Source organism: Methylocystis sp. ATCC 49242 (assembly GCF_000188155.2).
Lineage (GTDB): Bacteria > Pseudomonadota > Alphaproteobacteria > Rhizobiales > Beijerinckiaceae > Methylocystis.
In genome coordinates, this window is record NZ_KE124774.1 from 1,604,125 (window position 1) to 1,628,840 (window position 24,716).

Below are 24,716 nucleotides of genomic sequence, written 5' to 3' on the forward strand. Positions count from 1 at the left end.
CATGAGCCTGGCCAATCCCCTGTGGGGAGCGCCGCGGATCTATGGAGAATTGCTGAGGCTCGGCGTCGATATTGGCCAAACCTCGGTGGCCAAGTACATGGCCAAACGCCGCCGGCCTCCTTCCCAAGGCTGGAAGACATTCCTCCGCAACCACGCCGATGGCATTGCGTCGATGGATCTGTTCGTGGTTCCGACGTTCTCCTTCAAGCTACTGTATGGCCAACTGATTTTACGCCACGGCCGACGGCGGCTGCTATGGCTCGGCGTGACGGCGCATCCGACCGCCGAATGGCTGGCCCGGCAACTGACCGAGGCCTGCGGCTGGGATCCCGCGCCGCAATATCTGATACGCGACCGCGACGGCGCCTACGGCGAGATCTTCAAACGCCGCCTTCGCGCGATGGGCATTCGTGACCGTCCAACCGCGCCGCGCTCGCCCTGGCAGAACGGCTGGGCGGAACGGCTGATCGGCTCGATCCGACGGGAATGTCTTGATCATGTCGTCGTGTTTGGCGAGCGGCATCTGCGCCACGGGCTTCTTTCTTACATGGCGTATTACAATGATACGCGGACTCACTTCTCACTAAACAAGGACGCGCCCATATCGCGCGCCATTCATGCTGTCGGACGCATTGTTCCCACGCCAATTCTCGGCGGACTACATCACCGATATGTCCGGATTTAATTTCCGACAAGGACAGGTGTTCGGTGCGACATTGACCGCGACTGGAACGCCCGCAATTTTGAGGTTGGCGAAGGTCGAACCATCGGCATCACTGATGACGGCCGAGTCAGTTGCAGTCGTGTTGGCTACCGCCATGAGGGCATCGGCCGTGATCAGGCCGTTGAGCAGGTTTAGCGCTTGGATTGTGGAGCTGTTCCTCACGATCTTCGCAGTTGTAGTTTCGGCCGTATGCACCGTGCTGATGGCAGTGGCCCCATTGAGAATGTTGCCACCCACGCCCGCTGTGAGCGAGTTCACGCTGCTGCTCAGCGTATCGCCGTTCGTACCTGTGCACGGGCAAGGAATAAAGGCGGTGTTGCCCAAGGCGACGCCAATCAGACCTACCTTGATATTGGAGTTCGTGGCGAAAGCATTGCCCTGATATGTGCCGTTCGGCAATGCGAGCGCGACGCCGGGCGAAGACAACTCGGCTAGGACGCTTGCCATGAGGACTACAAACAGTGGGAAGGGTCGTCTGCGGAGAATTTCAGTAAGGCAAGTTACTGCCGCTTCGAGTTTTCGCAACATCATACGTTTCTTTCTTCGTTTAATGCTAAGCGGGGACGATGGACAACCCGCCACAAAACAATGTTTACAATCAAGAGGCGTCGATTGGTATGTGCTGCAACGCAAATAATTGTGAATGTCGGCGCGACATAATAGCAATCTTGACCTTTGCAATTTTGACTGCGCGAATGTTGCGTCCTTCTGGCTCTATTTCCGATGTCCACTCAGCCTACGCCTCATCGCAGGAGAGCTGGCCTCGCAAATTCGGACAGTGACATAAGTGGATTTTCTACCTGACGCCGACGAGGATTCTCACCGCGAATCAAAAGCATTCGATGACGAAGAGGAGCCCCCGGACGCATTCTCCGGCATTCAAGGCGAAGGTGGCATTGGCCGCTATCAAGGGTGAGAAGACGCTGGCCGAGATGGCGCAGCAGTTCGACGTCCATCCGAACCAGATCACGATCTGGAAAAGTCAGCTTCTGGAAGGCGCGGCGGGCGTGTTCGGGCAGGAGAAGACGGAGCCCAAGAAGGCGGCCGTCGATTTGAAGACGCTTCACGCCAAGATAGCGAACTGACACTGCGAGGCATAGAACAAGCTCGTCGAGCAGCCCTGGCGCATCATGTCCATCGCATTACGCGAAGGGATTTATGGATTATAATGAATACGACTTGGTATAACTTTGGCAGCGATTGACGCGACAATTCCGAGCCAACGAAAATGGAAAGCAAGCACATCACGCTTTGTGGAGAAATTGCTGCAATTCTATACGAACACGGGAACAAATGGATGACGGCCGATGAAATCGCAGCGGCCGTCAATGAGAAAGGGCGATGCCATCATCGGAATGGTGGCGCAGTAACCGTGTTTCAGGTTCGCCGGCAAACGCGAAATTATGCAAACATCTTTGAGCGACAAGGATGCAGCGCGCGTCTCCGACAGACCGTAAGGTGACCGGAGGCAGCCGAAATCGTATGCAAAGGCGGCCGGCGACTAACGGTGGCGGGACAGGCGTGCGATTCAAAAAGATTGAGCCCAGCGTGGAGCCGGGCTCAAGTTATAGTTGGGAGGGAATGTGTCCCTGCAGAAATAGCTTCCCGCGCATCCCGGGGCCAATGCGACAGCTTGTCATGCGCGCAGTTGTCGCAGTCGGATTGCATCATTACCACCAAAGAAAAAGCCTGGCACGGAGTCGGGCCAATAGGGACAAGCCAAGGGCAATGTGAGCCTACACGTGTTACTTCGGGTCCGCTCTCAAAGCGCGGCGGATTGACGTCATGTTTGCGCCTACATGAACATTCCGATACCGCCTCCAATAATAGCTCCAATGATAGCGGATGAAATGTAGCCCACGGCTCCACTGGCCAATAATGCTCCGCCGATGCCGCCCTGTCCTTGTCGGAAATTAAATCCGGACATATCGGTGGTGTAGTCCGCCGAGAATTGGTGTGGGAACAATGCGTCCGACAGCCTGAATGGCGCGGTATGGGCGCGTCCTTGTTTAGTGAGAGGTGAGTCCGCGCATCATTGTAATACGCCATGTAAGAAAGAAGCACATGGCGTAGATGCCGTTCGCCGAACACGACGACATGATCAAGACACTCCCGTCGGATCGAGCCGGCCAGCCGTTCCGCCAGGGCGAGCGCGGCGCGGTTGGACGGTCACGAATGCCCATGGCGCGAAGGCGGCGTTTGAAGATCTCGCCATAAGCGTTGTCGCGGTCGCGAATGAGATATCTCGGCGCGGGATCCCAGGCGCAGGCCTCCGTGAGATGCGGGGCCAGCCATTCGGCGGTCGGATGCGCCGTCACGCCGAACCATAACAGCCGTCGTCGGCCGTGGCGTAAAATCAGCAGGCTATACAGTAGCTTGAACGAGAAAGTCGGGACCACGAACAGGTCCATCGACGCAATGCCGTCGGCGTGGTTGCGGAGAAAGGTCTTCCAGCCTTGAGAAGGAGGCCTTCGGCGTTTCGCCATGTACTTGGCCACCGAGGTTTGGCCAATATCGATTCCGAGCTTGAGCAATTCTCCGTGGATCCTCGGCGCTCCCCACAGCGGATTGGCCAGGCTCATGTCGCGGATCAGTTGCCGGATTTCCAGCGCCACTTTTGGCCTGCCGCTGCGAGGTCGCGACTTCCACCGCCAGAACAAACCAAAGAAAGCGCGACGCCAACGAATAACCGTCTCGGGCGTTACGATGGCCAAGGCGTCAGTAAGCCGTGGCGCAATCAGATACAGACCGACGAAAATCAGACGATCGAGGGTGCTGAACGTTGGCCGCTTCGGCGATTTTCTGCGCAGGACGTTGAGTTGCTGGCGCAACGCAACGATCTCCGCCTCCAGTGACGCTCTGGATCGGAACAGGTCGAGAATCGTCCACCAGACCAGCTTGAACACGTCCGACATGCGACGAAGCATGCCCCAACTTTCAGCCGCATTCCAGTCGGATTGAATTTGCGGTAGGCACAGGCAGCACGGGCGAAAGCGCCAGTCGCGTCATGCGCGGCGGGCTTTCGTTATCCATGCTTCGAGGAGCGCGCTATGGGCGAGCCCAAGGCCCGTACTTTTCCGTCAAATTCACAGACCGCCCGCGCCGCTAATTCGGTGTCGCACAACGCCGGCGACTGCGCGTTGCAATCGGTCGAACAGCCGCTCAAGCTTGCGCCAGAGCTGGCCCTTAAGGTCGCCTACGTCGCGCCCTCTGACCTAAACGAATATCAAAAAAATCCCCGAACGCACTCCGCCGATCAAATCGAACGAATCGCGGAATGCGTAAAATCTTTCGGTTTTGTGAGCCCGCTGCTTATCGACGCCGAAGGAAATGTGATCGCCGGCCATGGTCGGCTGGCGGCAGCGAAGCTTCTCGAGCTCGCGCGAATTCCAGTGATTCGTATCGACCACCTCGATGAGGCGCAGATCAAAGCCCTACGAATCGCAGATAATCGCCTCGCAGAATTGTCAGACTGGGACCAACGCCTTCTGGCCATCGAATTTTCGAGCCTGATCGAAATGGAGGCGGAATGCGTTCTGAATTTCGAACTGGAAACAACCGGTTTCTCGTTCGCCGAGATCGATCAATTGATCGAAACCACGAAGAGCGGCGACGCGCCTGATCCCGATGACGATTTTGAAATGGAGCCTCCTGACGCGCCGATTTCCCGCCCCGGTGATCTCTGGCTTCTGGGAAAGCATCGCCTGATCTGCGGCGACGCGCGCGATCCGAAAGTCTACGAGCGCGCCATGGCCGGCTCTCTGGCGCAGCTGGCCGTTTGTGATCCTCCTTACAACGTAAAAATCAACGGCCATGTCAGCGGACTCGGAAAGCCATTCACCCTGAATTCGCAATGGCCTCGGGCGAGATGAGTGAGGCGGAATTCACGAAATTCCTCACCGAATTCCTGCAAACGACGTCAGCCTCGCTCGTCCCAGGCGCGGTCCTCTCTATTTTCATGGATTGGAGACACCAGCGCGAGGTTCTCAACGCCGCCCGCTCGACCAGTCTCACCTTACTGTGCGTCTGCGTGTGGAACAAGGGCTCCGGCGGCATGGGCAGTTTATATCGCTCGCAACACGAACTCGTTTTCGTGCTGAAAAAAGGCGGAGCGCCTCACAAAAACCGCGTGCAACTCGGCCGTCATGGACGCTGCCGCACTAACGTGTGGAATTACCCCGGGCTCGCGGGGTTCGGACGCGACCGCCAGCAACAGCTCGCCGACCACCCTACCGTCAAGAATTGCGCCATGATCGCGGACGCGATCCGTGACGTTTCGGATCGCGGAGATCTCGTCATCGATCCCTTTTCCGGATCCGGCACCACGATTATCGGCGCCGCCAAGACTGGTCGCCGCGCCTGCGCAATCGAACTCGAACCCAAGTACACAGATGTCGCCATTCGCCGCTGGGAGAAATGGTCAGGCGAGACGGCGCGCCACGCCGACACTGGCCTCACCTTCGCCGAGGAGGCCGCTCGTCGCGCAAACGTCAGCAACGAAGACGCTGTCTCTACCGTGATTCGCCACGACGCGTCGTCATCACGGCCCGTTCGGGCGCGCAATCGCCTTCGCTCCGCTTAATGGGAGGCGATCGTGACCAAGTCGAAAAATCCTCCGAAGCGCGGGGAATACAGCGTGGGCAAGGGCAAACCGCCCTTGCACAGCCGCTGGCCGAAAGGAGTTTCGGGCAACCCCGGCGGCAAGAAGAAGGGCGCCATTGATCTGGGGCGCGCCTTCGAAGCAGCTCTGCAACGTCCCATTAAGGTAACGATAGATGGAGAAAAGCGCGAAATTTCCTCGCTCGACGCGATTCTCATGCGTCTCGTCGAAAGCGGACTGAAAGGCGACATGCGCGCGATCATTACGATTCTTGAACGCAGCCCGCTGTTGCTCAGGTCGGCGGACGACCAGGAAGCCGAAACCAGCGCGGACGATCTCGCGATCCTCCAACGCGTGCTCGCCGAGCGAGAACCTAAACCGCCCCACAAGCGGCGAAGCAAGAAGGATAAGTCCGTCGGGAATGAAGGCGCGCAACTCTGCAGCGGCGATCGGGAGGGCGATAATGGCTGATCTCTCCCGCGTCGCGCGCGCCCTGTATCGCTAACATCTGCCGAGCTTTGTCGAAAGGACCTTTCGCACGCTTGAGCCCGGCAAAGCCTATCATCACAATTGGCATATCGACCATATCTGCTGGCGACTTTCGCAAGTCGCCAGCGGCAAGATCAAGCGCCTCATCATCAATGTCCCGCCGCGGTCGATGAAATCAATCACCGTCAGCGTCGCCTTCACCGCCTGGGTGCTGGGGCGTGATCCAACGAAGCGCATCATCGCCGTCTCCTATGCCGATGAGCTGGCGCGAAAGCTGGCGATCGACACGCGAAACGTTATGGAGAGTGACTGGTTCCGCGCCCTCTTTCCCGCCTTGCTGCCGCGCTCTTCGGTGCAACGCCGCCACGAATATGTCACCAGCGCCAACGGATTTCGTTTCGCTTCGGGAATCGGCGGCGCCATTCTCGGCCGCGGCGGCGACCTGATCGTGATCGACGATCCGATCAAGGCGCTCGATGCGCTTTCCGAGGCGGAACGCCGGCGCGTCTGGGACTTCTACATCGGCACGCTCTGCACGCGTCTCGACGACAAGCAGAATGGCGCCATCGTGATCGTCATGCAAAGGCGGCATCAAGACGACCTGGTTGGACGACTCCTCGAGCTCGAGCCCGATGGGTGGGAGGTCCTCTCTATCCCGGCGATCGCCCCCGAGGACAAAACGTTTGAGTTGAGCGACCGCCCAGACGACATTTACTTTCGGCGGGCTGGCGAAGTTTTGCACCAAAGCCGCGAACCGATGCGTATTCTCGATGAAATTCGCCGCGCTCAGGGCAGCATGAATTTCTCGGCGCAGTATCAACAAGCGCCCGTTCCCGCAGGCGGCAACGTCATCAAACGCGACTGGCTACGTTACTATGCGGTTCCCCCTGCCCACTTCGACCGCGTCGTTGTTTCGTGGGACACGGCGTCGACGCTATCCGAGACCAGCGATTGGTCCGTCGGCGCCGTTTGGGGGGCCGTCGGTCTCGATTTTTACCTTCTGGAGGTTTACCGCGCCAAACTCGAAGCCCCAGAGCTGCGGCGTGCAATTATCGAATTGCATGAACGCCACAATGCCTCTGCTACTTTAATCGAGGACACCGAACTCGGCCGGGCGTTAGCGCAAGACCTTCATCGAACCGGTCATTTGCGGGCGATCGCGCAACGGCCGCAACGGGACAAGCTCGCCCGGCTTCTGGCGCAGGCGGCCCGCTTCGAATCGGGGCAGGTCCACCTGCCCCGATCGGCCCCCTGGCTTGCGACCTATTTGAACGAACTCCTTGGTTTCCCCAATTCGGCGCATGACGATCAGGTCGACGCGACCTCGCAGGCCCTCAACTGGCTGACCGCTCGGACGCCTCTTGATCAGCCGCTCATTCGCAAGGACCCACGTCGCCGGGATATCGTCCGACGCGACCCGAAAGCGTGATCCGACATTATAAAGCTACTGACCGCGTGAAATGATGCTCAGCGGATGATTTCCCAGAATGGAGCGGTCGCGAGGCTCCGCGGCCTAATGGGGCGAGGCGGGCGCGTGAAGGGCCATACGCCCCTCCTCGACACTTTCCTTCAGCTTTTCCGTTTTCCCTGCATTTTTCCCTGCTCTGAGGGAAACGCCGTGCCAGAGACCGGTTTGGCGGAACTGCCTCCGCCACCACACAACTCCCTGAACTTTCTCCCCTTTTGCCCATATCGGTAGTCCCCGGCATATCCGGGACTTAGCGACGCGTTTGGCTCCGAAGCGGCGTCAGAGACCGCAATTTCGGAGACTCCGAGCGCGATTTCGGCGGCGGTCTCTGCGCGCGAAATTTCGTTTTCCGTCGAAAACGACGCCGGCGTCTTGGAGACCTGTGCCTACCGCAAATTCAATCCGACTGGAATGCGGCTGAAAGTTGGGGCATGCTTCGTCTCATGTCGGACGTGTTCAAGCTGGTCTGGTGGACGATCCTCGACCTGTTCCGATCCAGAGCGTCACTGGAGACGGAGATCGTCGCGCTGCGCCAGCAACTCAACGTCCTGCGCAGAAAATCGGCGAGGCGACTGGCGTTCAGCATCGTCGATCGTCTGATTTTTGCTGGGCTCTATCAGGCTGCGCCACGGCTTACTGACGCTTTGGCGATCGTAACGCCCGAGACGGTTATTCGTTGGCGTCGCGCCGGCTTTGGTTTGTTCTGGCGGAGGAAGTCGCAACCTCGCAGCGGCAGGCCAAAAGTGGCGCTGGAATTCCGGTAACTGATCCGCGACATGAGCCTGGCCAATCCCCTGTGGGGAGCGCCGAGGATCCATGGAGAATTGCTCAAGCTCGGCGTCGATATTGGCCAAACCTCGGTGGCCAAGTACATGGCGAAGCGTAGGAAACCGCCATCGCAAGGCTGGAAGACCTTTCTCCGCAACCACGCCGACGGCATTGCGTCGATGGACCTGTTCGTGGTCCCGACAGTCTCCTTCAAGTTACTGTATGGTCCGCTGATTTTACGCCACGGCCGACGGCGGCTGCTATGGCTCGGCGTGACGCCGCATCCGACCGCCGAGTGGATTGCCCGGCAACTCACTGAGGCCTGCGGCTGGGATCCCGCGCCGAGATATCTCATTCGCGACCGCGACGGCGCTTATGGCGAGATCTTCAAACGCCGCGTTCGCGCCATGGGCATTCGTGACCGTCCAACCGCGCCGCGCTCGCCTTGGCAGAAGGGCTGTGCGGAACGGCTGATTGGCTCGATCCGACGAGAGTGTCTTGATCATGTCGTCGTATTCGGCGAGCGGCATCTGCGCCACGTGCTTCTTTCTTACATGGCCTATTACAATGATGCGCGGACTCACCTCTCATTGAACAAAGACGCACCCATGCCGCGCGCCATTCAGGCCGTCGGACGCATTGTTCCCAAACCAATTCTCGGCGGACTACGCCACCGATATGTCCGGATTTAATTTCCGACAAGGACAGGATTGGTATTAAGTTCAAAAAGCGGGCACGCGCCGATTTCGCTTCAGCATTGCCCAGCCCTAAATTCTCTGTCAGCGGAGAAAACGCCATGTGGAGGATCTCCAGTTGACAAACTTGCGCGGGACCGCTCCGGTTCCGCCGTTCCGGGAACGGGCGCCCTGGTTTGGAGCGGACCTGCAAACGGTTCGCAACCTCCTGCGTGGCGGCCCGCCGGATCTTCCGGGTGGCGAAAGGTTGCTGCTGACGATGCCCGACGGCGATCGGCTGGCGGCCCGACTCGACCTTCCGGCGTGGCCGAGCGCGCGACCGCTCGTCGTGCTCATCCATGGCCTCACCGGCTCCGAGCGCAGCCTCGCCGTCGTCGCGACAACGCGCCATCTCATGCATGAGGGATGGCCGGTGCTGCGCCTCAACCTGCGCGGAACGCTCCTGTCGCGCGCGACCTCGACCGGGCGCTACCACGCCGGCAAGACCGAGGATCTCGCGGCGGCCCTCCGTCAATTGCCGGCCAATCTTCGCGGCGACGGGATCATCCTGCTGGGACATTCGCTCGGCGGCAATCTCGTCCTGAAATTCATGGGCGAAGGCTGCCACGGCCTCCCGGTGCTCACAGCCGTCGCCGTGTCCGTTCCGCTGGATCTCGCCGCGAGCTGCACCCGCATGATGAGCCGCCGCAATCTCGCCTATCACGCCTATTTGCTTCGGGAGATGAAGCGCGAGGCCCTAGCGCAGGGCGCGGCGCTTACGACACGCGAATGCAGCGCCATCGCTGGCGCCCGAAGCATTTACGAGTTCGACGACCGCTTCGTCGCGCAACGCTTCGGCTACAGGGACGCGGAGGATTATTACGAAAGCAATTCCGCAAAAAACTTCCTCGCGACAATTACTCGGCCGACGCTCATCCTTCATGCGCTCGACGATCCGTGGATACCGTCCGAATGCCTCGCCGGCGTCAACTGGTCGCGCTTGCCGGCGATCGAGATTATGTTGAGCCCCCGTGGCGGGCACCTCGGCTTTCACGGCCGCGACAGCCGCGTTCCCTGGCACGATCGGGTGACGGCATGGTGGCTCGCGCAGAGACTCGGCTTGGAGCCTGAAATGTGAGTCGGCGTGCGTGTCGAAAATCTCATCCGCGTTGGTGTGGCGACGAAATCGGCTGGTTCGGCCAGATGATCGCGCTGATCAGCTTACTGGTGGCCATCCTGGCGTCACCCTTCAAGTCGAGAGGCCGAATTGAAGCGGAGAACGCAGCGCTCGGACAACAATTGATCATCTTGCGGCGCAAGGTTGGCGCTCGCGCCAAGCCGACCAATACCGACCGCTGGTTTTTCGTCCAGCTGTATCGATGGTCATCATCAGCGTGTCGCGATGCCTTCCATTTTCATTTTGGCCCAATTTTTCAGATCTTCAACGGTGAAGTCGCGGAGGAACGGATTGCTATTCAGAATTTTCGTGCGGGTCACTTCGGGGCGGGAATCGGCATTGGCCATCACCAAAGCGGCGTCGGCCTCGCCAGGAGAGGTTAAAATAGGGACAGCTCCCGCCGGACCAGCGAAGTGAGCCAGGTAAAGCGTGCTTGGCGTCACTGGCAATCCCCGCTTCGCTAGTGTGATGGCGTTCCGTTCGATAAAGCGTCTTGTCATCTCACGACTAAGCCCTAGAGGGTGTTATGTACTTTGGTGATTGATTGTCTTAGTAGAATCGGATGTCTCCGATTCGCAAACCTTATCCGTCTGACGTCAGCGACGAAGAATGGTCGCTGGTTGCGCCTTATCTGACGCTCATGGACGAAGGCGCGCCGCAGCGTCAACATTCGCTGCGCGAGCTGTTCAACGGCCTGCGTTACGTGCTGCGCTACGGCATCGCCTGGCGCGCCATGCCCAACGATCTGCCGCCATGGTTCGCCGTGTATCAGCAATCGCAGCGCTGGCTGTCGGCGGGCGTGTTCGAGGCGCTTGCGCAGGATCTGCGCGCCCAGTTGCGCGTCGCTTCCGGGCGGGCGGCGGAGCCGACGGCGGCGATCATCGACAGCCGCACCTTGCGCTCGACCCCTGAGAGCGGCCCACGAGCGGGCTATGACGGCGCGAAGCGAAAGCGCGGCTCGAAGCTGCACATGGCAGTCGACACATTGGGCCATTTGCTGGCGTTGCATGTCACGCCGGCGAATGTCGATGACCGCGCCGAGGTCGGCAAGCTCATCGCAGCCGTGCAGGATGTGACAGGCGAAAGCGTCGAACTCGTTTATGTCGATCAGGGCTACACCGGCGAAAAGGCGTCCGAGGCGGCGAAGGCGCAAGGCGCCGAACTGTGCGTCGTCAAACTTGCCGAAGCGAAGAAGGGCTTCGTGCTGTTGCCCAAGCGATGGGTGGTCGAGCGTTCATTCGCCTGGGCGACGCGATGCAGGCGGCTCGTCAAAGACTACGAGCGCTATGCTCAGACCCTCGCAGGACTCCACGTCGTCGCCTTCGCATTTCTCATGCTCAAGCGCGCAGCAGATTTCATGATCCAAGGTGCATAACACCCTCTAGGTCTTTGCGTAGATTGAGCACCTCTTTTTCTGTGCGGCCTGTGAGAAGCTCTCGACGATGCGCCCGTACGAGCTCCAACCAGGTCTGGTCCAAAAATTGGCCGGCCCCCGTCGCGCTGGATCGCTTGTTTTTCGCATTCGAGTCTCCTCGGGACTCGGTCGCTACAATTTGATCAACCAGCCTTTCGAAGGAGGCGTCAAGCACGGGCCGAGGAGGCGGCTCTATGAGCGTTGGTTCGACCAGTGTCGGCATAAGACCGCATGTGAGACCAAAACAGGCGAGCGGAAGCAATATAAGTAGAAGGACTTTAAAATTGCCCCTACGCTGCTTAGAAGGCGAAAATTGAGCATTTTCACGGCCGCAATCACCCGTGGGTGGCAATTCAACAACTGCCGACAAAGGCGCAATAATGGCAAGATACGGCAAGAAATGCCCACTTGCTCGCGTATACTCACGACCTGCGATAGCTTGTTGTCCGTGGCGCTCGGCGGGTCCGGTTAACTCATTCGGGAGCTTTTCACATGGGCGTTGAATTGCAAAATCGCCGTGAACCACACCTGCTGTGTTTTGATATGTCATGGCCACCGCATGCATCAAAAATCGCGGAACAAGCATCTGCCTTAGATAAGAAAGCAAATATAATTCCTAACAAATACTTAATATTTGGCGGCGCAAAGCACTCGATCCGAGGGCCCACGCGGCTGCTGTCGATGCCGGCGCACCTGCGACCTCTCATCTCTACAGCTGCCCTTGTCGGAAATTAAATCCTGACAAATCGATGATGTAGTCCGACGAGAATTGGTGTGGGAACAATTGTCGCTGCTCAAAAAGCTGGACGCTTCTATCAACACGCCGCCGGCGTTGGCGAGGCGGTGATTTCGCTGACAGGAAGAGACGGGAGGGGTCTGCGCCGCGCGGCCGGGGCCTCTCGGCTCCTGCGGCGCGTCATGTGGCGGCGATCCTTTGCCAGAAGACCAGCCGCTTGACGTTATAGACGAGGATGGCCATCCCGATTTTCAACCTGGCGCGGGCGATGCCGATCGTTCGGATGAAGAGGGCCATCCTGTCCTTCTGCTCGGCGAGGACATGCTCGACGCGCGAGCGAACGGTCGATTTCAAAGCGTTCGCCCGACGGACCGCGTTGGGCATCGGTCGTCCCTTCGGCTTCTTGCGATGAATGCGGCTGACGAAGCCGTTCTTCGCCATGAAGGCTTCGTTGGCCGCCGAGCGATAGGCTGTGTCCGCCCATACGGACGCTGCGGTGTTTATCTTGTCGAGCAGGCCTTCGCGTAGCCGCGCGCCTTCGTAGGCGGCGGCGTCGGTCGCCGTCCATGTGCGGATGAAGCCGAAGCCCCGATCAATAGAGATATGGTTCTGATAACCGAAGGTCGGGATGGCGATGTCGACCGGCGGCTTCGTTCCGTCCGGCCGCTCCTTGCCCTTGCTGAACTTCATGGTCCGGCGCGCGTCGCGATCTTTCTGCCGCAATTTCGCGGAGTTTTCCGCCCAGCCGTCCGGACTGCGGCCCTCCTTGATCGCCTTCTTTTCGTCCTCGGTGTTGCGCTGCTTCGGCGCGGCGACCAGCGTCGCGTCGACGATCTGGCCCGTCATGGCGATATACCCCGAGGCCCGCAACGCCGCATCGAAACACGCGAACAGCCCCTCGATCGCGCCCGCCCTTCGCGCCGTCGGAATAGCCGAGCGTCGCGACGAGGTCGGCGCGAAACATCTCGAAATCGACCGCCGCCGAGAACGCTTCGAGGTCATCCCCGAACCCGCTCAGCCGCTTCAGCCCCTCGTCGACGTCGAAAAAGCCAGGCTGCCCCCGCATCGATCCGCCTCCAATCCTCTCTCCCAGAGAATCAGAAACACGCCGATTTGGCGAGGTTCTTAGAAGCGTCCAGGTTTGGCGAGCGCGGCCACGTGGCTTTGCCTGCCGCAACTCCCAGCTGACTGGAATGGGGCTGAAAGTTGGAGCATGCTTCGTCTCATGGCGTGTCAACGGCGGCGCAAATGCCGGCCGTCATGTTGGCAAATAACCAGCACAACCTTGCGAGATCGCCGTCGTCAAAAGGCGCCGATCGGGTCCCTTGATGACGGTCGCGAAATTCTTTTTTCGTGGGGCTGCGCTGGGATGATTTCTCCGGTCGCGGGATCGACGACCGGCTCGTCTGACTTCGCCGGATCTTTGCGGCGGCGCGCTTCCGATCGCCGGAGCCGATATGTCTCGCCGTTCATTTCCAGAATAAGGACATGATGCGCGAGGGGAGAGCAGCGCGCCGGAAAAGTCAGGAGCGGACGGTCGCCGCGTCGGTTCCCCAGATGAAATGCGCCTCAGGGCTGCATGATGACTGTCGCGCCGACGCTCACGCGGTCGAAGAGATCCGCGACGTCTTCGTTCCGCATGCGGATGCAGCCATAAGAGGCGGCCGTTCCGATCGAGGCGCGCATCTTGTTCGTCGTGCCGTGGATGGCGACCTCGCCGCGAATGAGCAACATGGCGCGCGTCCCCATCGGGTTATTCGGCGCGCCGACCGGAAATCAGGGCCGCCCCGCGAGGCCGGCGTGCTCCGGAAAAGACGAATTGGGGCGTCGCCAGTCTCGCCGGAGACGACCGGCGGCAAGTCGCGCAGCCTGTCGTCTTTCCAGCCCCCGCGCAGCACCATGACCACAGCGCGACGATGTCGTTCAATTGGTCCCCTGCCCCTGAAAATGCGCGATCTTCGCATTGAGATAGGCCTGCTGATCGTTCAGAAACTCGAACTGGCTGAAACTGTCGGAGCGCACTTCATCCCGGATAATGCCGAGGTTTTGGCGGGCGGTGTCCTCGGTGCGGAAGCCACCCGAAGGCGAAAACGTGACATTGGTCAGTCGCGCTGCAATGGCGACGCCGACCTGCGCGGCCGCGGCGTACATATTCGCTTCGGCGCCACGGACGTCCGGACGCTGACGCACGACTTTCGAAGCCGCGTGAGCGGGAGGCCGCCGGGCAAATTGAGCGACGTCACCCAGAAGGTCTCGGGGAACTCGTCGGCCGCTTAGCGCCGAGCTTGTCCGAGGTGAAGCTCTCAACCGCCGGTGGATTTGAAATTTGGCCCCACCGCGCAGCCCGTCACCGATAGCGCCGCAAGGACGACGAGCGACCTCCTGCTCAGGTCCCGGAATATGCGGCAAACACGCAGCGCTTCAGGCGACTGTTTCTTAACGGATAGCTTCGCCGCCGTAACGCGCTTTTCAATGAATTGATTGAGTCCTGTATCCTCGCGCTTCGTTACAAAACGACATGGAGCGTCGCATTTCATTCAGGAGATCCATAAATCGTCCGGATTTCCGATGCCGTCCCATTGGGAATCCGCAGGGCTCAGGCGCTGGCATTCGTTTTCCGGGTCACGCGCGGCGACCTCCTGCAGAACGTCGCGCATGAGTTTCGTGCCGCCAAGTGAAAACAATGCTTCGCCGATTCCCCGGAGAGTGAAGAGAAGGGACCCTTCGAAAGGGTCTCTCGCGATCCGCGAAAAGAGCGCTGCGCGCTTCTGCAAAGCCGTTTGCGGCGCGGGCGCAAGCAGAATGAGGTCCGTCGAGCGCGGTCGAGAGAGCCGGTATTCGACAAGCTCCGTCAATACGGCGTCGAGCGCAGTCGCCAGTTCCTGCTCTGTCACGTCAACGGTTTCGCGTTCGGACATCCATCGCTCCCCGGCTTTTTGCTGAAAACCGCAATGCTCGCGCCCGGCGAAAATTTGCCCAATATCGCCAGAGCGCGCTTTGATTTCCTCATTTGTAGCGCGATTTATCGCTCCCGCCATAGTCGCCGCCTCATGCGCTGGCGCCGGCCGTCCGCGATCGAATATCGCCGTCCTCCACACTTTCGGTTTCAAGGCCGCCGGGATCGCTACTCATTAGCAGCGGCTGAGTTAATCCCGACCCCTGTCACGTTTGGGATATTCTGCCTATGATGGCTGACCGGGAGCGCTGCGAGTATTGTTCGAGCGGCGAGAACGTCGCTTGATACTGTGTTCGGATCGATGTTCAGCGTTCGCGATGAGGATGACGGATGGTCCATTCAGAAGGATCGGCGCATCGCGTGAAGGTCGCCAGGAGTTACCTGGCGCGCGGATGGTCCGTGTTGCCTTTGCGTCCGCGCGAGAAGCGACCGCTGGCCGCCTGGCGAAAACTGCAACGCGAACGCCCCACCGAGGACGATCTTGTCGACTGGTTTGAGCGATGGCCGGACGCCAATATTGGAATCGTCACCGGCGAAGTCTCAAATCTTATTGTGCTCGACGTTGATCCCAAGCATGGCGGCGACATTGCGCTGAAACAGCTGGAGCGTCGCTATCGCCCGCTTCCCCCGACTGTTGAAGCCGTGACAGGGGGCGGCGGCCGTCACTTTTACTTTACGCATCCCGGCTTTTTGACGCGCAATCGCGCCGGCCTCGCGCAAGGCGTGGATTTGCGTGGGGACGGCGGATATATCGTCGCTCCACCGTCCGTCCATCCCAGCGGAAGGCCCTATCAATGGGCCAGCGGACATGGCCCCGACGAGATAGCGCTGGCGCCGCTTCCACGATGGCTGTTGACGACGATTCACGGCGCGCGCGCCGGCAGGTCGCTCAACGACTGGCGCCAACTGGTGCAGGAGGGCGTCGCGGAGGGACAGCGCAATTCGTCGATCGCGTCGCTCACCGGCCATCTGCTATGGCACAACGTTAACCCCGGCGTCGCTCTCGAACTGTTGCTCGCATGGAACAAGGCGCGGTGTCGTCCTCCATTGGACGACGCCGAGGTCGCCAACGTCGTCGCGAGCATTACGCGTTTGCACGAAGTTGAAAACGAGCAAGATCAAGAATAGACTCTTTGCGCGAAATTCCTTCGGCCCAGCCATCCCCCGTGTCGATCAATTCGGTCCAAACCGATCTTCACACCGGCATCGACGTCGGTCCAGAAGAACCCGGCAGCGGCGGCACGAACGCGGGCCGGCCATTGCGGGTGGGAAGATCAGCTGCAAGGGCCGAACCGGCGCAGAGCGCCATGGTCATGGCCGCACTGAAAGAATTGTCTTTTGTATCACTCTAAGCTCCTGAAAAAACGCCGTCCGAACAGGCCCACCGTCGATTCGAGTAAGCAACTCAGATCGCATAAAGTTATTGCGTACGCCAAAAAAGCTAACAATATAAACTATGTTTTCTTCTAAGAAGTTTAGTGCTTTGCCATCTCCTGTTGCGCATTCGTCGTATCAATAGCATTACCGGTATCCGAAGCCGTCCAACTGCGCGGTGAAATTCTTAATAAATCGTTAACATCATGCCGATAGTTCAAATCAGACGCCGGGCTCGACAACGAACGCGCGTTCGACCCGAGCTACGCACTTCGCTCGAACGGTAACGAATCATTAAGGTTACCATCCAGTCTGAGACAAGCGCCGCATTCTAGCTTGACCATGTTCAGTCATGTGAGGCCGAATATGGAGCCGGTGCATCTATTCAATCTCATCGATCACCAAAGAAGCTGGCTCTCGACGCGACAGTCTCTGGTTGCACAAAACATCGCGAACTCGGACACGCCGGGCTACCGCGCGCGCGATGTCATGCCCTTCGCACGCGTCATGGAAAGCAGCGCTCTCGAAATGGCGGGCTCGAACCCGTTGCACATGCATCCTTCACAATCCGAAGCCTATGCGGCCGCTACAAAGCCCACCGACGGCTGGGAGACGACGCACTCCGGCAACTCCGTTTCACCCGAACTGGAAATGATAAAGGCAGGCGAAATTAGAGGCGCGTACACCCTCGACACCAATATCCTGCGCTCCTTTCATAACATGTGGCTTTCAGCGGTGAGATCATGACCGATCCTCTCGACGCCTCCCTAAAGGTCGCCGGCGCCGGCCTCGCCGCCCAATCCGCGCGTTTACGCATCGTCTCCGAAAACATGGCCAATGCGCAATCGACGGGGAACACGCCCGGCGCCGATCCTTATGTGCGCAAGACAATTTCGTTCGCCAACGAACTCGATCGCGCTTCCGGCGTCCGGCTCGTGCGCGTCAATCAGATCGGCGTCGATCCGACGCCCTTCACGATCGAACACGACCCCGGCAATCCGGCTGCAGACGCGAACGGCGATGTGAAACGACCGAACGTCAATCTTCTCGTCGAAATGGGCGACATGCGCGAAGCCAATCGCGCCTATGAAGCTGATTTGCAGGTCATGAAGCAAAGCCGCGATCTTATTGCAATGACGGTCGATCTCCTGAAAGGCGCCTGATGACTCCCCTCGTTCCAATCATATCCGCCGCCGTTGGCGCCGCCGCCGAAACGGCGACCACGGTTCTCGCCCAGGCGCAAAGCGCAAGGCCCGCGGCCGACGCCGCTGGCTCGTCATTCGGCGAAGTGTTGCAAAAGTTCGCCGCCGATGCGGTCGACTCGCTCAAATCCGGAGAAGCGGCCGCGATCAGCGGGGTAGAAGGCAAACTCGCCGTGCATAAGGTCGTCGACGCCATAATGTCCGCCGAACGCGATTTGAACACCGTCATCGCGCTGCGCGACAAGGCTGTGAACGCCTACCAGGAAATCAGCCGAATGGCGATTTGAGGAGTAAGAGTCATGAGAGCACTCGCCATTGCGGCGACGGGCATGAGCGCGCAACAACAGAATATCGAAGTCATTGCGCACAACATCGCCAACATCAACACTACCGGTTTCAAGCGCTCGCGCGCCGAATTTACCGACCTTCTCTATCAGACCGACCGCTTGCAGGGCGTCTCCAACCGCGGTCGCGACGCGACAGTTCCTCAAGGCGCGCAATTCGGCCTTGGCGTGCGCGCAGCCGCGGTTCGCAGTCTGCAGCAACAAGGTCCGCTGACCAATACCGGCAACATGTACGATCTCAGCATGAACGGACGCGGCTGGTTCCAGATCCTAGGATCAGACAACGAAACCCTTTACACGCGCGCAGGTTCATTCAGCACGAACAACAACGGACAATTGGTCACCGTCGACGGTTACTTGCTCACGCCCACGATAACCATACCCAACAATACGCTAAATGTGAGCGTCAGTCAGAGCGGAATCGTGTCAGCAATAGTCGCCGGACAGACTCAGCCGCAGCAGATCGGTCAGCTCACCGTCGCGAACTTCGCAAATGAATCTGGGCTGGAAGCCCTTGGCGGCAATCTTTTCCGCGAGACCTACGCCTCTGGCCAGCCGATCGTCGGCATTCCCGGCGATCCGGGATTTGGCGTGATCAACCAGGGCTATCTCGAAAGCTCCAACGTCGATCCAGTCAAAGAACTCGTCAGTCTCATTTCCGCGCAGCGCGCTTTCGAACTCAACTCCAAAGTCATCCAGGCAGCCGACGAAATGGCCGGCACGATTTCGAAGGGCATCAGATGATTCGCAATTCGGGCGCGCACGTTCGATCGTTCACCTTCTTTGTCGTCGCAAGCATGACGCTCACGCTCGTCGCCGCCAGAGCCCAGGAGAGTCAGGTTCCCGTTCCGCGCGTCACGATCTATCCCGGTGATCAAATCACGGATCAGGTCCTCGAGGAAAAGAACTATCGCCTGCCCAATGGCGCCGACGCGCTCGTCTTTCTCTCGAGGACTGGCCTCGTCGGCAAGGTCGCTCGCCGCACTTTGCTACCCGGCCAACCTATTCCCACGATCGCCGTTGATAATCCGCATGTCGTGAAAGTGGGAGCGCAAGTAAGGATCGTCTTTTCAGAAGGCGGCATGCAGATAACGACATACGGCGTCGCACAACAGTCCGGAGCCGTGGGCGACGTCATCCGAGTTCGCAATCAGGAGAGCGGCCTGTTCATCTCCGGTCGCGTTCAGTCCGACGGCTCGATCCTCGTCAGCGAGGGATGATGCGACGCTCACTGGTCATCGCCGCGGTCTTCCTTGTCGTTACGCCGGCTAGCGCGCTGGTCCGGATCAAGGATATCACCTATCCTCAGGGCCCGCGCGAATATCAGCTCGTCGGTTATGGCGTCGTTGTCGGTTTGCAGGGCACCGGCGACACGATGCGCAATTCGCCCTTTACCGAGCAGGCGACGTCCGCCATGCTCGATCGCATGGGCATCAATGTTCGCCCCAATAACACCATGCGCACGCGAAACATAGCTGCGGTCATGGTGACAGCGTCGCTGCCGCCCTTCATGAACTGGGGGACAACCCTCGACGTCACCGTCTCGTCGATGGGTGATGCGACGTCATTGATGGGCGGAACGCTCGTGCTGACCTCCCTCTCCGGCGTCGATGGACAGGTTTACGCCATTGCCCAGGGTCCGATAGCGGTCTCCGGTTTCGCCGCGCAGGGACAGAGCGAAACATTAACCCACGGCGTGGCGACCGTCGGCCGCATTCCCAATGGCGCGACGATCGAGCGCGAACCCCCGAGAGCCACCACGAGCGACGGCGGGCTAATTTTGCAATTGCGCAATCCCGACTACGCAACATCGGTACATATCGCTGACGCTGTCAATAACTACACGCGCAAGCGCTACCGCATGACGACCGCGCGTGAACGCGACGATCACAGCGTCGCCCTCGCCCTGCCCCGTGACTGTCACGCAACGCGCTTTCTCGCCGAAATCGGCGAGCTCAAGATTGCGGTGGAAACGCCGGCGCGCGTTGTCATGGACGAACGTACCGGGACCGTCGTCATCGGCCAGGACGTTCAAATTTTGCCCGTCGCCGTCACGCACGGAGCGCTTACTGTTCGCGTCACTGAGACGCCCGAAGTATCGCAACCGGCGCCATTCTCAAACGGCCGTACGGTTGTCACATCGCAAACCAATATCGCGGCCTCCGAGACCGAGGCCAAGGTGGCCATCATCGCAGGTCCGACTCTGAAACAACTTGTAAAGGGACTGAACCAGGTCGGCCTGAAGCCGACCGGCATCATTTCCATTCTGCAGGCTATCAAGAGCGCGGGCGCATTGCAGGCCGATCTCATCATTCAATAAGCAAATGCACGACATCCGGATAGTTGAGAGCAAAATGCCGACTCATCTTTGGCAAGCCCATTCCAACCCGAACACCCCTATAATCTTCATCCCCGCAATCTATCGCCGAGCCGCCGCCGAACTGAGGAAGTGAATAAGTTCAGCAACCGGGCGATAGAATTCCGCCGGAATCATTCTGTCAACTTCGACCATGTCGTACATCGCGCGCGCCAGTTCCTTCTTTTCAAAAACCGGCACATTGTTCCGCTCCGCAATCTCGCGAATTTTCAGAGCGATGAGGTCTTTTCCCTTCGCCAGAACGAGAGGCGCGCCGCCCTCCTCCCGCACATAGCGCAAGGCGATTGCATAATGGGTTGGATTGGCGACGACAAAAGTCGCGTTTGGCACCGAAGCCATCATTCGACGTCGCGAACGATCCATTGCAAGCGATCGCATGCGAGCCTTTACCAAGGGGTCGCCTTCCGCCTGTTTGAACTCCTCTTTCAACTCCTGTCGGCTCATGCGAAGATCACGCCGCCATTTGAAGCGGGCCCAAACGAAATCCGCCGCCGCAAGAACCCCGACGGAAATTGCGACGACGCTCGTAAGGTGAATGATCAGGCGAAGCGTGAGTCCAGGCAGACGACTGGGATCGGTACGCATGGCGTCCACCAGCGCCGCATGGTCGCTCAGTCCGGCAAATATCACAGCGCCGCCGACGATGATCATCTTCACAACGGATTTGAGCAACTCCACAACACCGGCTAAGCCAAAAATCCGCTTCCACCCCGCAATTATCGAAATCCGCGAGAGATCCGGCTGAACCCGATCGAAGACAAATTGCGGCGCGCCTTGCGTGAAAGAGGCGACCAGCCCCGCAATGACAAATCCCAGAAGAATCGGCCCAAGATATCGGCCAAGCTCAAGATTAACTACACTAACGTAGCGATAAGCATCCGCGCCGGAGCGAAGGGGCAACTCGCCGACATTCGCAATCAACAACCCAAGGGCTTCGATCAAGCGCGGCGTCAAAGCGTCGACAAGAAAGCTGAAGGCGCCGAGAAGGGCGAATATACCGAACGCTGTGCCGACGTCGCGAGAGGAAGGGAGCTTTCCCTGCTCGACCGTATCGCGGATTTTTTTCTCGGTAGCTTCTTCCGTTCTGGATTCCGGATCGTCCGACTCCGACACTCATGTGGCTCCCTTCTATTCGGGTTGATCAGGCGCGCTTCCGGACTTTGGAATTTCGATCGCTCCCTGATCGGCGAGCCGAAGCACCGTGTCGGCAATTTGCCGCTGGGCTGCTGCAATTTCGCGTTTGGGCGGCGACGCGTCGGTTGAAAGCTCCGCTTCGACCATTCGTCGCGTACGCGTCGACAAGCACGGAAGAACCGAATCGCGCACTCCTGCATCCGCGCCGCGCAACGCGAGAATGACCCTGTCCGTCGGCAATTGATCGAAAACAATCGTGCGAGCACGTTGTCCGAGTTTGACGATGTCTTCGAAAGAGAAGATCAGCGATTTCAATTGCGCCGCGATCAAGGGTTCACTTTCGCTGATTCCTTCCAGGATTTCGTCGACCTGATCACGCTCCAGCTGATTGATGATGCCAGCCACGCGCGCATTCAACTCTGCGGAAGATGGCGCATTTGACGTAGCGAACAGATCCTCCTGCAACGTGGTTTCCACGACTCGCAAAACGGATTCGACGATGGGTCTCGAGACGAGCATGCGCCGCATCACCTTGGCGCGGATCGGGCCGGGTATTTGAGCAAGCAAGCGCCCCGCGTAAGCAGGGTCAACTTTCGTAATGACAATCGCAATGACCTGCGGATGCTCATTGACGAGATAATCGGCAAGGGTCTTTTCCGGGAGCGAGCAAACACGACGCCAGAAGAACTGGTTCGAGCTCCCGCGCACGTCGGACATGATATCGGCGACCTGCTCCTCGGACATCACGCCGGTCAACAGATTTTCTGCCTGAGCCGCGTTACCGACAAGATCCACCCCGCCGTGCGAGATTTCGTCGATAAGGGCGCTGTAGATCTCCTCCAGCGCCGTAGCCGGAACGGCGCCGAGGCCTGCCGCGAGTCGCGCAATTTCCCGCAATTCATCGTGATCGAAATATTTCAGAATACGCTGCGAAGCCTCGCGATCGAGCGCAAGCAACACTGCTGCGACTTTCTCCGCGCCGTCGAGAGACCGGCTCTGCTCCTGCGCAACAAGAGTCGTCATGACGCCTTCGGCCGCTATATCAGTTGAGCTGCTCGTTCTGGGGCTCGCAGATCTCTGTCAAGGACACGCCAAACCGGGCTCCATCCTCCTCGACAACTACAACCTCGCCGCGCGCAATCGTTCTTCCGTTGACGACAATGTCGACGGGATCGCCGACGCGATGGTCGAGCGGAATAACGGCGCCACGCCCGAGTTTCAAAAGACTCGACACCGGCAAGGTCGCAGATCCAACCACGACCTGTACTACGACCGGAATGCGCAGGATCGAGTCGATCCGACGCAACTGGCTCTTATCCGTGTCGACTGGCGGCGCGCCTGAACCGAGCATCGCTTCGTCCGGAAGCCGCGCCCCCTCGGACTCGAAACTTTCTGTTCCCATGTCAATATTGCTCATATTCGTTCCCTCAATTTTTGCCTTGCCCGTCTGATCGTCTCATACGCCGAGGATATTTTCGATGAAGGATTGCCGCTCATCGGAAAAATCTTCGAGGCGAACCGTGTAATGGCCATCCTTCTGGCCAAGCGTGCACCAGAAAAGCGTTCGCCCTTCCGACTCGATACGTATCGGGCTTGTGGGAGCGATCGGAAGCCCCAACACATCTCCTACTTCAAGGTTTGCAATATCTTCAAGCGTAAAGCCGCGCGCTTCGATCTTTACGTTGACCGCTACCTCGGTCCGAACGATGTTGTCGTAAAGGTTTTCCGACCATCGCTCGTCACGCGCGACACCCTCGGCGCCCGGGAACCGCGACAAGGCTGTGCGGTAGGGATCAAGCGCCGCCCGAGGTAAAACTATCGCGACAAGTCCTTCGTGTTCGAGAGACTTCAGCCTGAAGCGACAAGCTATTGCCACCGCGCCTCTTTGTCCTACTGCGCCGTAGCCTGCTTCTGAGGCCAGCATGTCCTGCTCGAATTGCACCTCCGCTACGGGCGCGAGCGCAGCAGCCAATCTATTCAGTAATCTGTTCACCGCAAAGTTGACAAGCCTTGCTTCAACTCGGGAGGCAGCACGATCAGTTTTGTCCGAACGTTCAACAACGCCGGAACCAAGAAGCATTTCAACCGCCATATCACGAAATCCACTATCGACGGCGACAGCAAATTTCGCGCTCAGGCCATTCGCGTCATACACCAGGATTGACGAGAGCCCCTCGCAATGTTCCTGAAGATCTCCGACACGCTTTGCGTCGAGATCTTCGAGGGACAATGCGACCGGAATATTCGTGAACTCTTCCAGAGCACGCGTGAAGTTCGCAGCCGTCTCCTCGAATATCAGGGTCAGCGCCGGCATCCGATCGAGCGAGGCTTCGCCGATCGATATCAGCGGTTCGTCCCCACCTGGCCTCGCGCGGTCGCCCTGTTGCAGATTCAGCGTCATGCCGCCTCCGCGCTCGGACCGCCGCCCGAAAGTGTTTCATTTTCGACTTCGTCGATCGTAGGACGTTCATGCGAAGGGATCGACTTGCGCCCATGCTCGATCGCCACCTGCGGAAGCGCGCCATTCATGAAAGCCAGCAAGGTCTGTTTTATGATAAGATATACATGACATTCCTTGCTGCGTGCGACCTTCACCTTGTAGGCCAACGGCGTCATGATGCCGTATGAAACGAAAATCCCGGCAAATGTCCCAACCATCGCCGCGCCAATCAGACCCCCGAGCAGTTCCGGGGACTGATCGAGCGCGCCCATCGCCTTGATGACGCCGAGCACCGCAGCGACAATTCCGAGCGCGGGGAGACCGTCGCCGATTGCCGTCAGCGCGTGATAGGGCTTGAGCTTGTCGTGCTTGATCTCCGCCATCTCCTCATCCATCAGACTCTCGATTTCAAACGTCTTCACGTTTCCGATGATGTAAAGACGGCAATAATCGCAGATGAATGTCGTGATCTCGGTGTTCTTGAGGACATTCGGAAACGCCGTGAACAAGGGGGATTCCGAGGGCTGATCAATATGCACTTCAACTTCGTTGCGCGCCTTGCTGCGCAATTCCCGCATCAATGCGTGCAATAGCCCGAGAATATCCAGATAATCACGGCGCTTCGGAGTCTTTTCCAGCACAGCCTGCACAACCGCCTTACCCGTATCCTTAATAACCTTGACGGGATTGGCGACGATAAACGTGCCGAGCGCGGAGCCCATAATGATGACGAATTCCCATGGCTGCCACAAGACGATCAGATGGCCGCCGAGAGCCGCGAAGCCGCCAAGCATGCAGCCCATGGTAACGATCAAACCGATAATGAAGCTCATTTCATG

At 59.0% G+C, this 24,716-nt stretch carries 29 protein-coding genes and 3 pseudogenes; 18 read left to right on the top strand and 14 right to left on the bottom strand.

Going from position 1 to position 24,716, the window contains the following annotated elements:
* Window position 1 precedes the first annotated feature (1 nt).
* Entirely contained in the window at window positions 2-685 is a 684-nt protein-coding gene (locus MET49242_RS25840; protein WP_244430777.1) for an integrase core domain-containing protein, read from the top strand.
* Here the strand turns inward: MET49242_RS25840 and MET49242_RS24885 are convergent.
* Window positions 659-1,171 (bottom strand): choice-of-anchor P family protein, encoded by a 513-nt coding sequence (locus MET49242_RS24885; protein ID WP_144259551.1) that lies wholly within the window; start codon window positions 1,169-1,171, stop codon window positions 659-661. The genes MET49242_RS25840 and MET49242_RS24885 overlap by 27 nt on opposite strands.
* Window positions 1,172-1,566: 395 nt before the next feature.
* On the opposite strand from MET49242_RS24885, the pseudogene MET49242_RS09950 reads away from it, so the two are divergent.
* Window positions 1,567-1,800: pseudogene (locus MET49242_RS09950) on the top strand (transposase); the annotation flags it as partial.
* 484 nt (window positions 1,801-2,284) lie between these two features.
* On the opposite strand, the gene MET49242_RS26605 reads toward MET49242_RS09950, so the two are convergent.
* On the bottom strand, window positions 2,285-2,815 hold the full coding sequence (locus MET49242_RS26605; protein WP_371212525.1) for a hypothetical protein: 531 nt from the start codon (window positions 2,813-2,815) through the stop codon (window positions 2,285-2,287).
* Window positions 2,734-3,639 carry a hypothetical protein gene (locus MET49242_RS26120; protein ID WP_244430778.1) on the bottom strand — a complete coding sequence of 302 codons (906 nt, stop codon included), beginning with the start codon at window positions 3,637-3,639 and terminating at the stop codon, window positions 2,734-2,736. The genes MET49242_RS26605 and MET49242_RS26120 overlap by 82 nt, the downstream gene beginning before the upstream one ends.
* A 135-nt stretch (window positions 3,640-3,774) precedes the next feature.
* On the opposite strand from MET49242_RS26120, the gene MET49242_RS25850 reads away from it, so the two are divergent.
* The 3 genes from MET49242_RS25850 to MET49242_RS09965 are packed head-to-tail and all read left to right on the top strand — an operon-like array spanning window position 3,775 to window position 5,795.
* Complete coding sequence (locus MET49242_RS25850; protein ID WP_144259552.1) at window positions 3,775-4,596, top strand: ParB/Srx family N-terminal domain-containing protein; 822 nt, start codon at window positions 3,775-3,777, stop codon at window positions 4,594-4,596.
* Window positions 4,593-5,306 (top strand): site-specific DNA-methyltransferase, encoded by a 714-nt coding sequence (locus tag MET49242_RS25855; RefSeq protein WP_202804162.1) that lies wholly within the window; start codon window positions 4,593-4,595, stop codon window positions 5,304-5,306. The genes MET49242_RS25850 and MET49242_RS25855 overlap by 4 nt, the downstream gene beginning before the upstream one ends.
* A 12-nt stretch (window positions 5,307-5,318) precedes the next feature.
* A complete protein-coding gene (locus MET49242_RS09965; RefSeq protein WP_036282699.1) occupies window positions 5,319-5,795 on the top strand; it encodes a DUF5681 domain-containing protein in 477 nt (158 codons plus the stop codon).
* Between the two features lie 93 nt (window positions 5,796-5,888).
* Here MET49242_RS09965 and MET49242_RS25525 read toward each other — a convergent pair whose 3' ends face one another.
* Window positions 5,889-6,053 carry a hypothetical protein gene (locus MET49242_RS25525; RefSeq protein ID WP_158497280.1) on the bottom strand — a complete coding sequence of 55 codons (165 nt, stop codon included), beginning with the start codon at window positions 6,051-6,053 and terminating at the stop codon, window positions 5,889-5,891.
* 208 nt (window positions 6,054-6,261) lie between these two features.
* Between MET49242_RS25525 and terL the strand changes: the two genes are divergently transcribed.
* The 6 genes from terL (at window position 6,262) to MET49242_RS09990 (ending at window position 11,275) form a co-directional block, all read left to right on the top strand.
* Window positions 6,262-7,242 (top strand): phage terminase large subunit, encoded by a 981-nt coding sequence (gene terL / locus MET49242_RS09970; protein WP_158497281.1) that lies wholly within the window; start codon window positions 6,262-6,264, stop codon window positions 7,240-7,242.
* A gap of 470 nt (window positions 7,243-7,712) precedes the next feature.
* A complete protein-coding gene (locus MET49242_RS25860) occupies window positions 7,713-8,045 on the top strand; it encodes a hypothetical protein (RefSeq protein ID WP_036282695.1) in 333 nt (110 codons plus the stop codon).
* Between the two features lie 60 nt (window positions 8,046-8,105).
* The gene (locus tag MET49242_RS25865; RefSeq protein ID WP_244430779.1) at window positions 8,106-8,741 is read left to right on the top strand and encodes an integrase core domain-containing protein; all 636 of its coding nucleotides are present in this window, start codon (window positions 8,106-8,108) and stop codon (window positions 8,739-8,741) included.
* Window positions 8,742-8,862: 121 nt separating this feature from the next.
* Entirely contained in the window at window positions 8,863-9,861 is a 999-nt protein-coding gene (locus MET49242_RS09985) for a YheT family hydrolase (protein ID WP_144259554.1), read from the top strand.
* A 65-nt stretch (window positions 9,862-9,926) separates the two neighbouring features.
* The gene (locus MET49242_RS24905; protein WP_144259555.1) at window positions 9,927-10,283 is read left to right on the top strand and encodes a hypothetical protein; all 357 of its coding nucleotides are present in this window, start codon (window positions 9,927-9,929) and stop codon (window positions 10,281-10,283) included.
* Window positions 10,284-10,462: 179 nt separating this feature from the next.
* On the top strand, window positions 10,463-11,275 hold the full coding sequence (locus MET49242_RS09990; protein WP_036282700.1) for an IS5 family transposase: 813 nt from the start codon (window positions 10,463-10,465) through the stop codon (window positions 11,273-11,275).
* Here the strand turns inward: MET49242_RS09990 and MET49242_RS24910 are convergent.
* From MET49242_RS24910 to MET49242_RS10020, 5 genes and pseudogenes are all read right to left on the bottom strand, one after another.
* On the bottom strand, window positions 11,256-11,921 hold the full coding sequence (locus tag MET49242_RS24910; protein ID WP_144259556.1) for a lytic transglycosylase domain-containing protein: 666 nt from the start codon (window positions 11,919-11,921) through the stop codon (window positions 11,256-11,258). The two genes, MET49242_RS09990 and MET49242_RS24910, sit on opposite strands and share 20 nt — an antisense overlap.
* 309 nt (window positions 11,922-12,230) lie before the next feature.
* Window positions 12,231-13,116 (bottom strand): annotated as a pseudogene (locus MET49242_RS09995) (transposase).
* 503 nt (window positions 13,117-13,619) lie between these two features.
* Window positions 13,620-13,817, bottom strand: a pseudogene (locus tag MET49242_RS10005) (L,D-transpeptidase); the annotation flags it as partial.
* Window positions 13,818-13,973: 156 nt separating this feature from the next.
* Window positions 13,974-14,201 carry a hypothetical protein gene (locus MET49242_RS10010; protein ID WP_144259557.1) on the bottom strand — a complete coding sequence of 76 codons (228 nt, stop codon included), beginning with the start codon at window positions 14,199-14,201 and terminating at the stop codon, window positions 13,974-13,976.
* Window positions 14,202-14,587: 386 nt separating this feature from the next.
* Window positions 14,588-14,968: a hypothetical protein gene (locus tag MET49242_RS10020; protein ID WP_144259558.1), complete on the bottom strand. Its 381-nt coding sequence runs from the start codon at window positions 14,966-14,968 to the stop codon at window positions 14,588-14,590.
* Between the two features lie 368 nt (window positions 14,969-15,336).
* Between MET49242_RS10020 and MET49242_RS10025 the strand changes: the two genes are divergently transcribed.
* From MET49242_RS10025 to MET49242_RS10055, 7 genes are all read left to right on the top strand, one after another.
* Window positions 15,337-16,134, top strand: coding sequence for a bifunctional DNA primase/polymerase (locus MET49242_RS10025; protein WP_036282710.1), 798 nt, complete (start codon window positions 15,337-15,339; stop codon window positions 16,132-16,134).
* A 612-nt stretch (window positions 16,135-16,746) separates the two neighbouring features.
* Window positions 16,747-17,127 (top strand): flagellar basal body rod protein FlgB, encoded by a 381-nt coding sequence (gene flgB, locus MET49242_RS10030; RefSeq protein WP_036282712.1) that lies wholly within the window; start codon window positions 16,747-16,749, stop codon window positions 17,125-17,127.
* Complete coding sequence (gene flgC, locus MET49242_RS10035; protein ID WP_036282714.1) at window positions 17,124-17,543, top strand: flagellar basal body rod protein FlgC; 420 nt, start codon at window positions 17,124-17,126, stop codon at window positions 17,541-17,543. The genes flgB and flgC overlap by 4 nt, the downstream gene beginning before the upstream one ends.
* Window positions 17,543-17,869, top strand: a complete 327-nt coding sequence (locus tag MET49242_RS10040; protein WP_036282715.1) for a flagellar hook-basal body complex protein FliE — start codon at window positions 17,543-17,545, stop codon at window positions 17,867-17,869. The genes flgC and MET49242_RS10040 overlap by 1 nt, the downstream gene beginning before the upstream one ends.
* 12 nt (window positions 17,870-17,881) lie before the next feature.
* Window positions 17,882-18,670, top strand: coding sequence for a flagellar basal-body rod protein FlgG (flgG, locus tag MET49242_RS10045; protein ID WP_036282717.1), 789 nt, complete (start codon window positions 17,882-17,884; stop codon window positions 18,668-18,670).
* On the top strand, window positions 18,667-19,146 hold the full coding sequence (flgA, locus tag MET49242_RS10050) for a flagellar basal body P-ring formation chaperone FlgA (protein ID WP_051134111.1): 480 nt from the start codon (window positions 18,667-18,669) through the stop codon (window positions 19,144-19,146). Before flgG ends, flgA begins: the two co-directional genes overlap by 4 nt.
* Window positions 19,146-20,246, top strand: a complete 1,101-nt coding sequence (locus MET49242_RS10055; protein WP_036287615.1) for a flagellar basal body P-ring protein FlgI — start codon at window positions 19,146-19,148, stop codon at window positions 20,244-20,246. The genes flgA and MET49242_RS10055 overlap by 1 nt, the downstream gene beginning before the upstream one ends.
* A 99-nt stretch (window positions 20,247-20,345) precedes the next feature.
* On the opposite strand, the gene MET49242_RS10060 is transcribed toward MET49242_RS10055, so the two are convergent.
* The 5 genes from MET49242_RS10060 to motA form a co-directional block, all read right to left on the bottom strand.
* Window positions 20,346-21,416: an EscU/YscU/HrcU family type III secretion system export apparatus switch protein gene (locus MET49242_RS10060; RefSeq protein ID WP_036282719.1), complete on the bottom strand. Its 1,071-nt coding sequence runs from the start codon at window positions 21,414-21,416 to the stop codon at window positions 20,346-20,348.
* Window positions 21,417-21,431: 15 nt separating this feature from the next.
* Window positions 21,432-22,460 (bottom strand): flagellar motor switch protein FliG, encoded by a 1,029-nt coding sequence (locus MET49242_RS10065; RefSeq protein WP_036282721.1) that lies wholly within the window; start codon window positions 22,458-22,460, stop codon window positions 21,432-21,434.
* A 19-nt stretch (window positions 22,461-22,479) separates the two neighbouring features.
* Window positions 22,480-22,788: a flagellar motor switch protein FliN gene (gene fliN / locus MET49242_RS10070; RefSeq protein ID WP_051134498.1), complete on the bottom strand. Its 309-nt coding sequence runs from the start codon at window positions 22,786-22,788 to the stop codon at window positions 22,480-22,482.
* 105 nt (window positions 22,789-22,893) lie between these two features.
* Window positions 22,894-23,838 carry a FliM/FliN family flagellar motor switch protein gene (locus MET49242_RS23310; RefSeq protein ID WP_051134112.1) on the bottom strand — a complete coding sequence of 315 codons (945 nt, stop codon included), beginning with the start codon at window positions 23,836-23,838 and terminating at the stop codon, window positions 22,894-22,896.
* Window positions 23,835-24,710 carry a flagellar motor stator protein MotA gene (gene motA / locus MET49242_RS10080; protein WP_036282725.1) on the bottom strand — a complete coding sequence of 292 codons (876 nt, stop codon included), beginning with the start codon at window positions 24,708-24,710 and terminating at the stop codon, window positions 23,835-23,837. Before motA ends, MET49242_RS23310 begins: the two co-directional genes overlap by 4 nt.
* Between the last annotated feature and the right edge of the window lie 6 nt (window positions 24,711-24,716).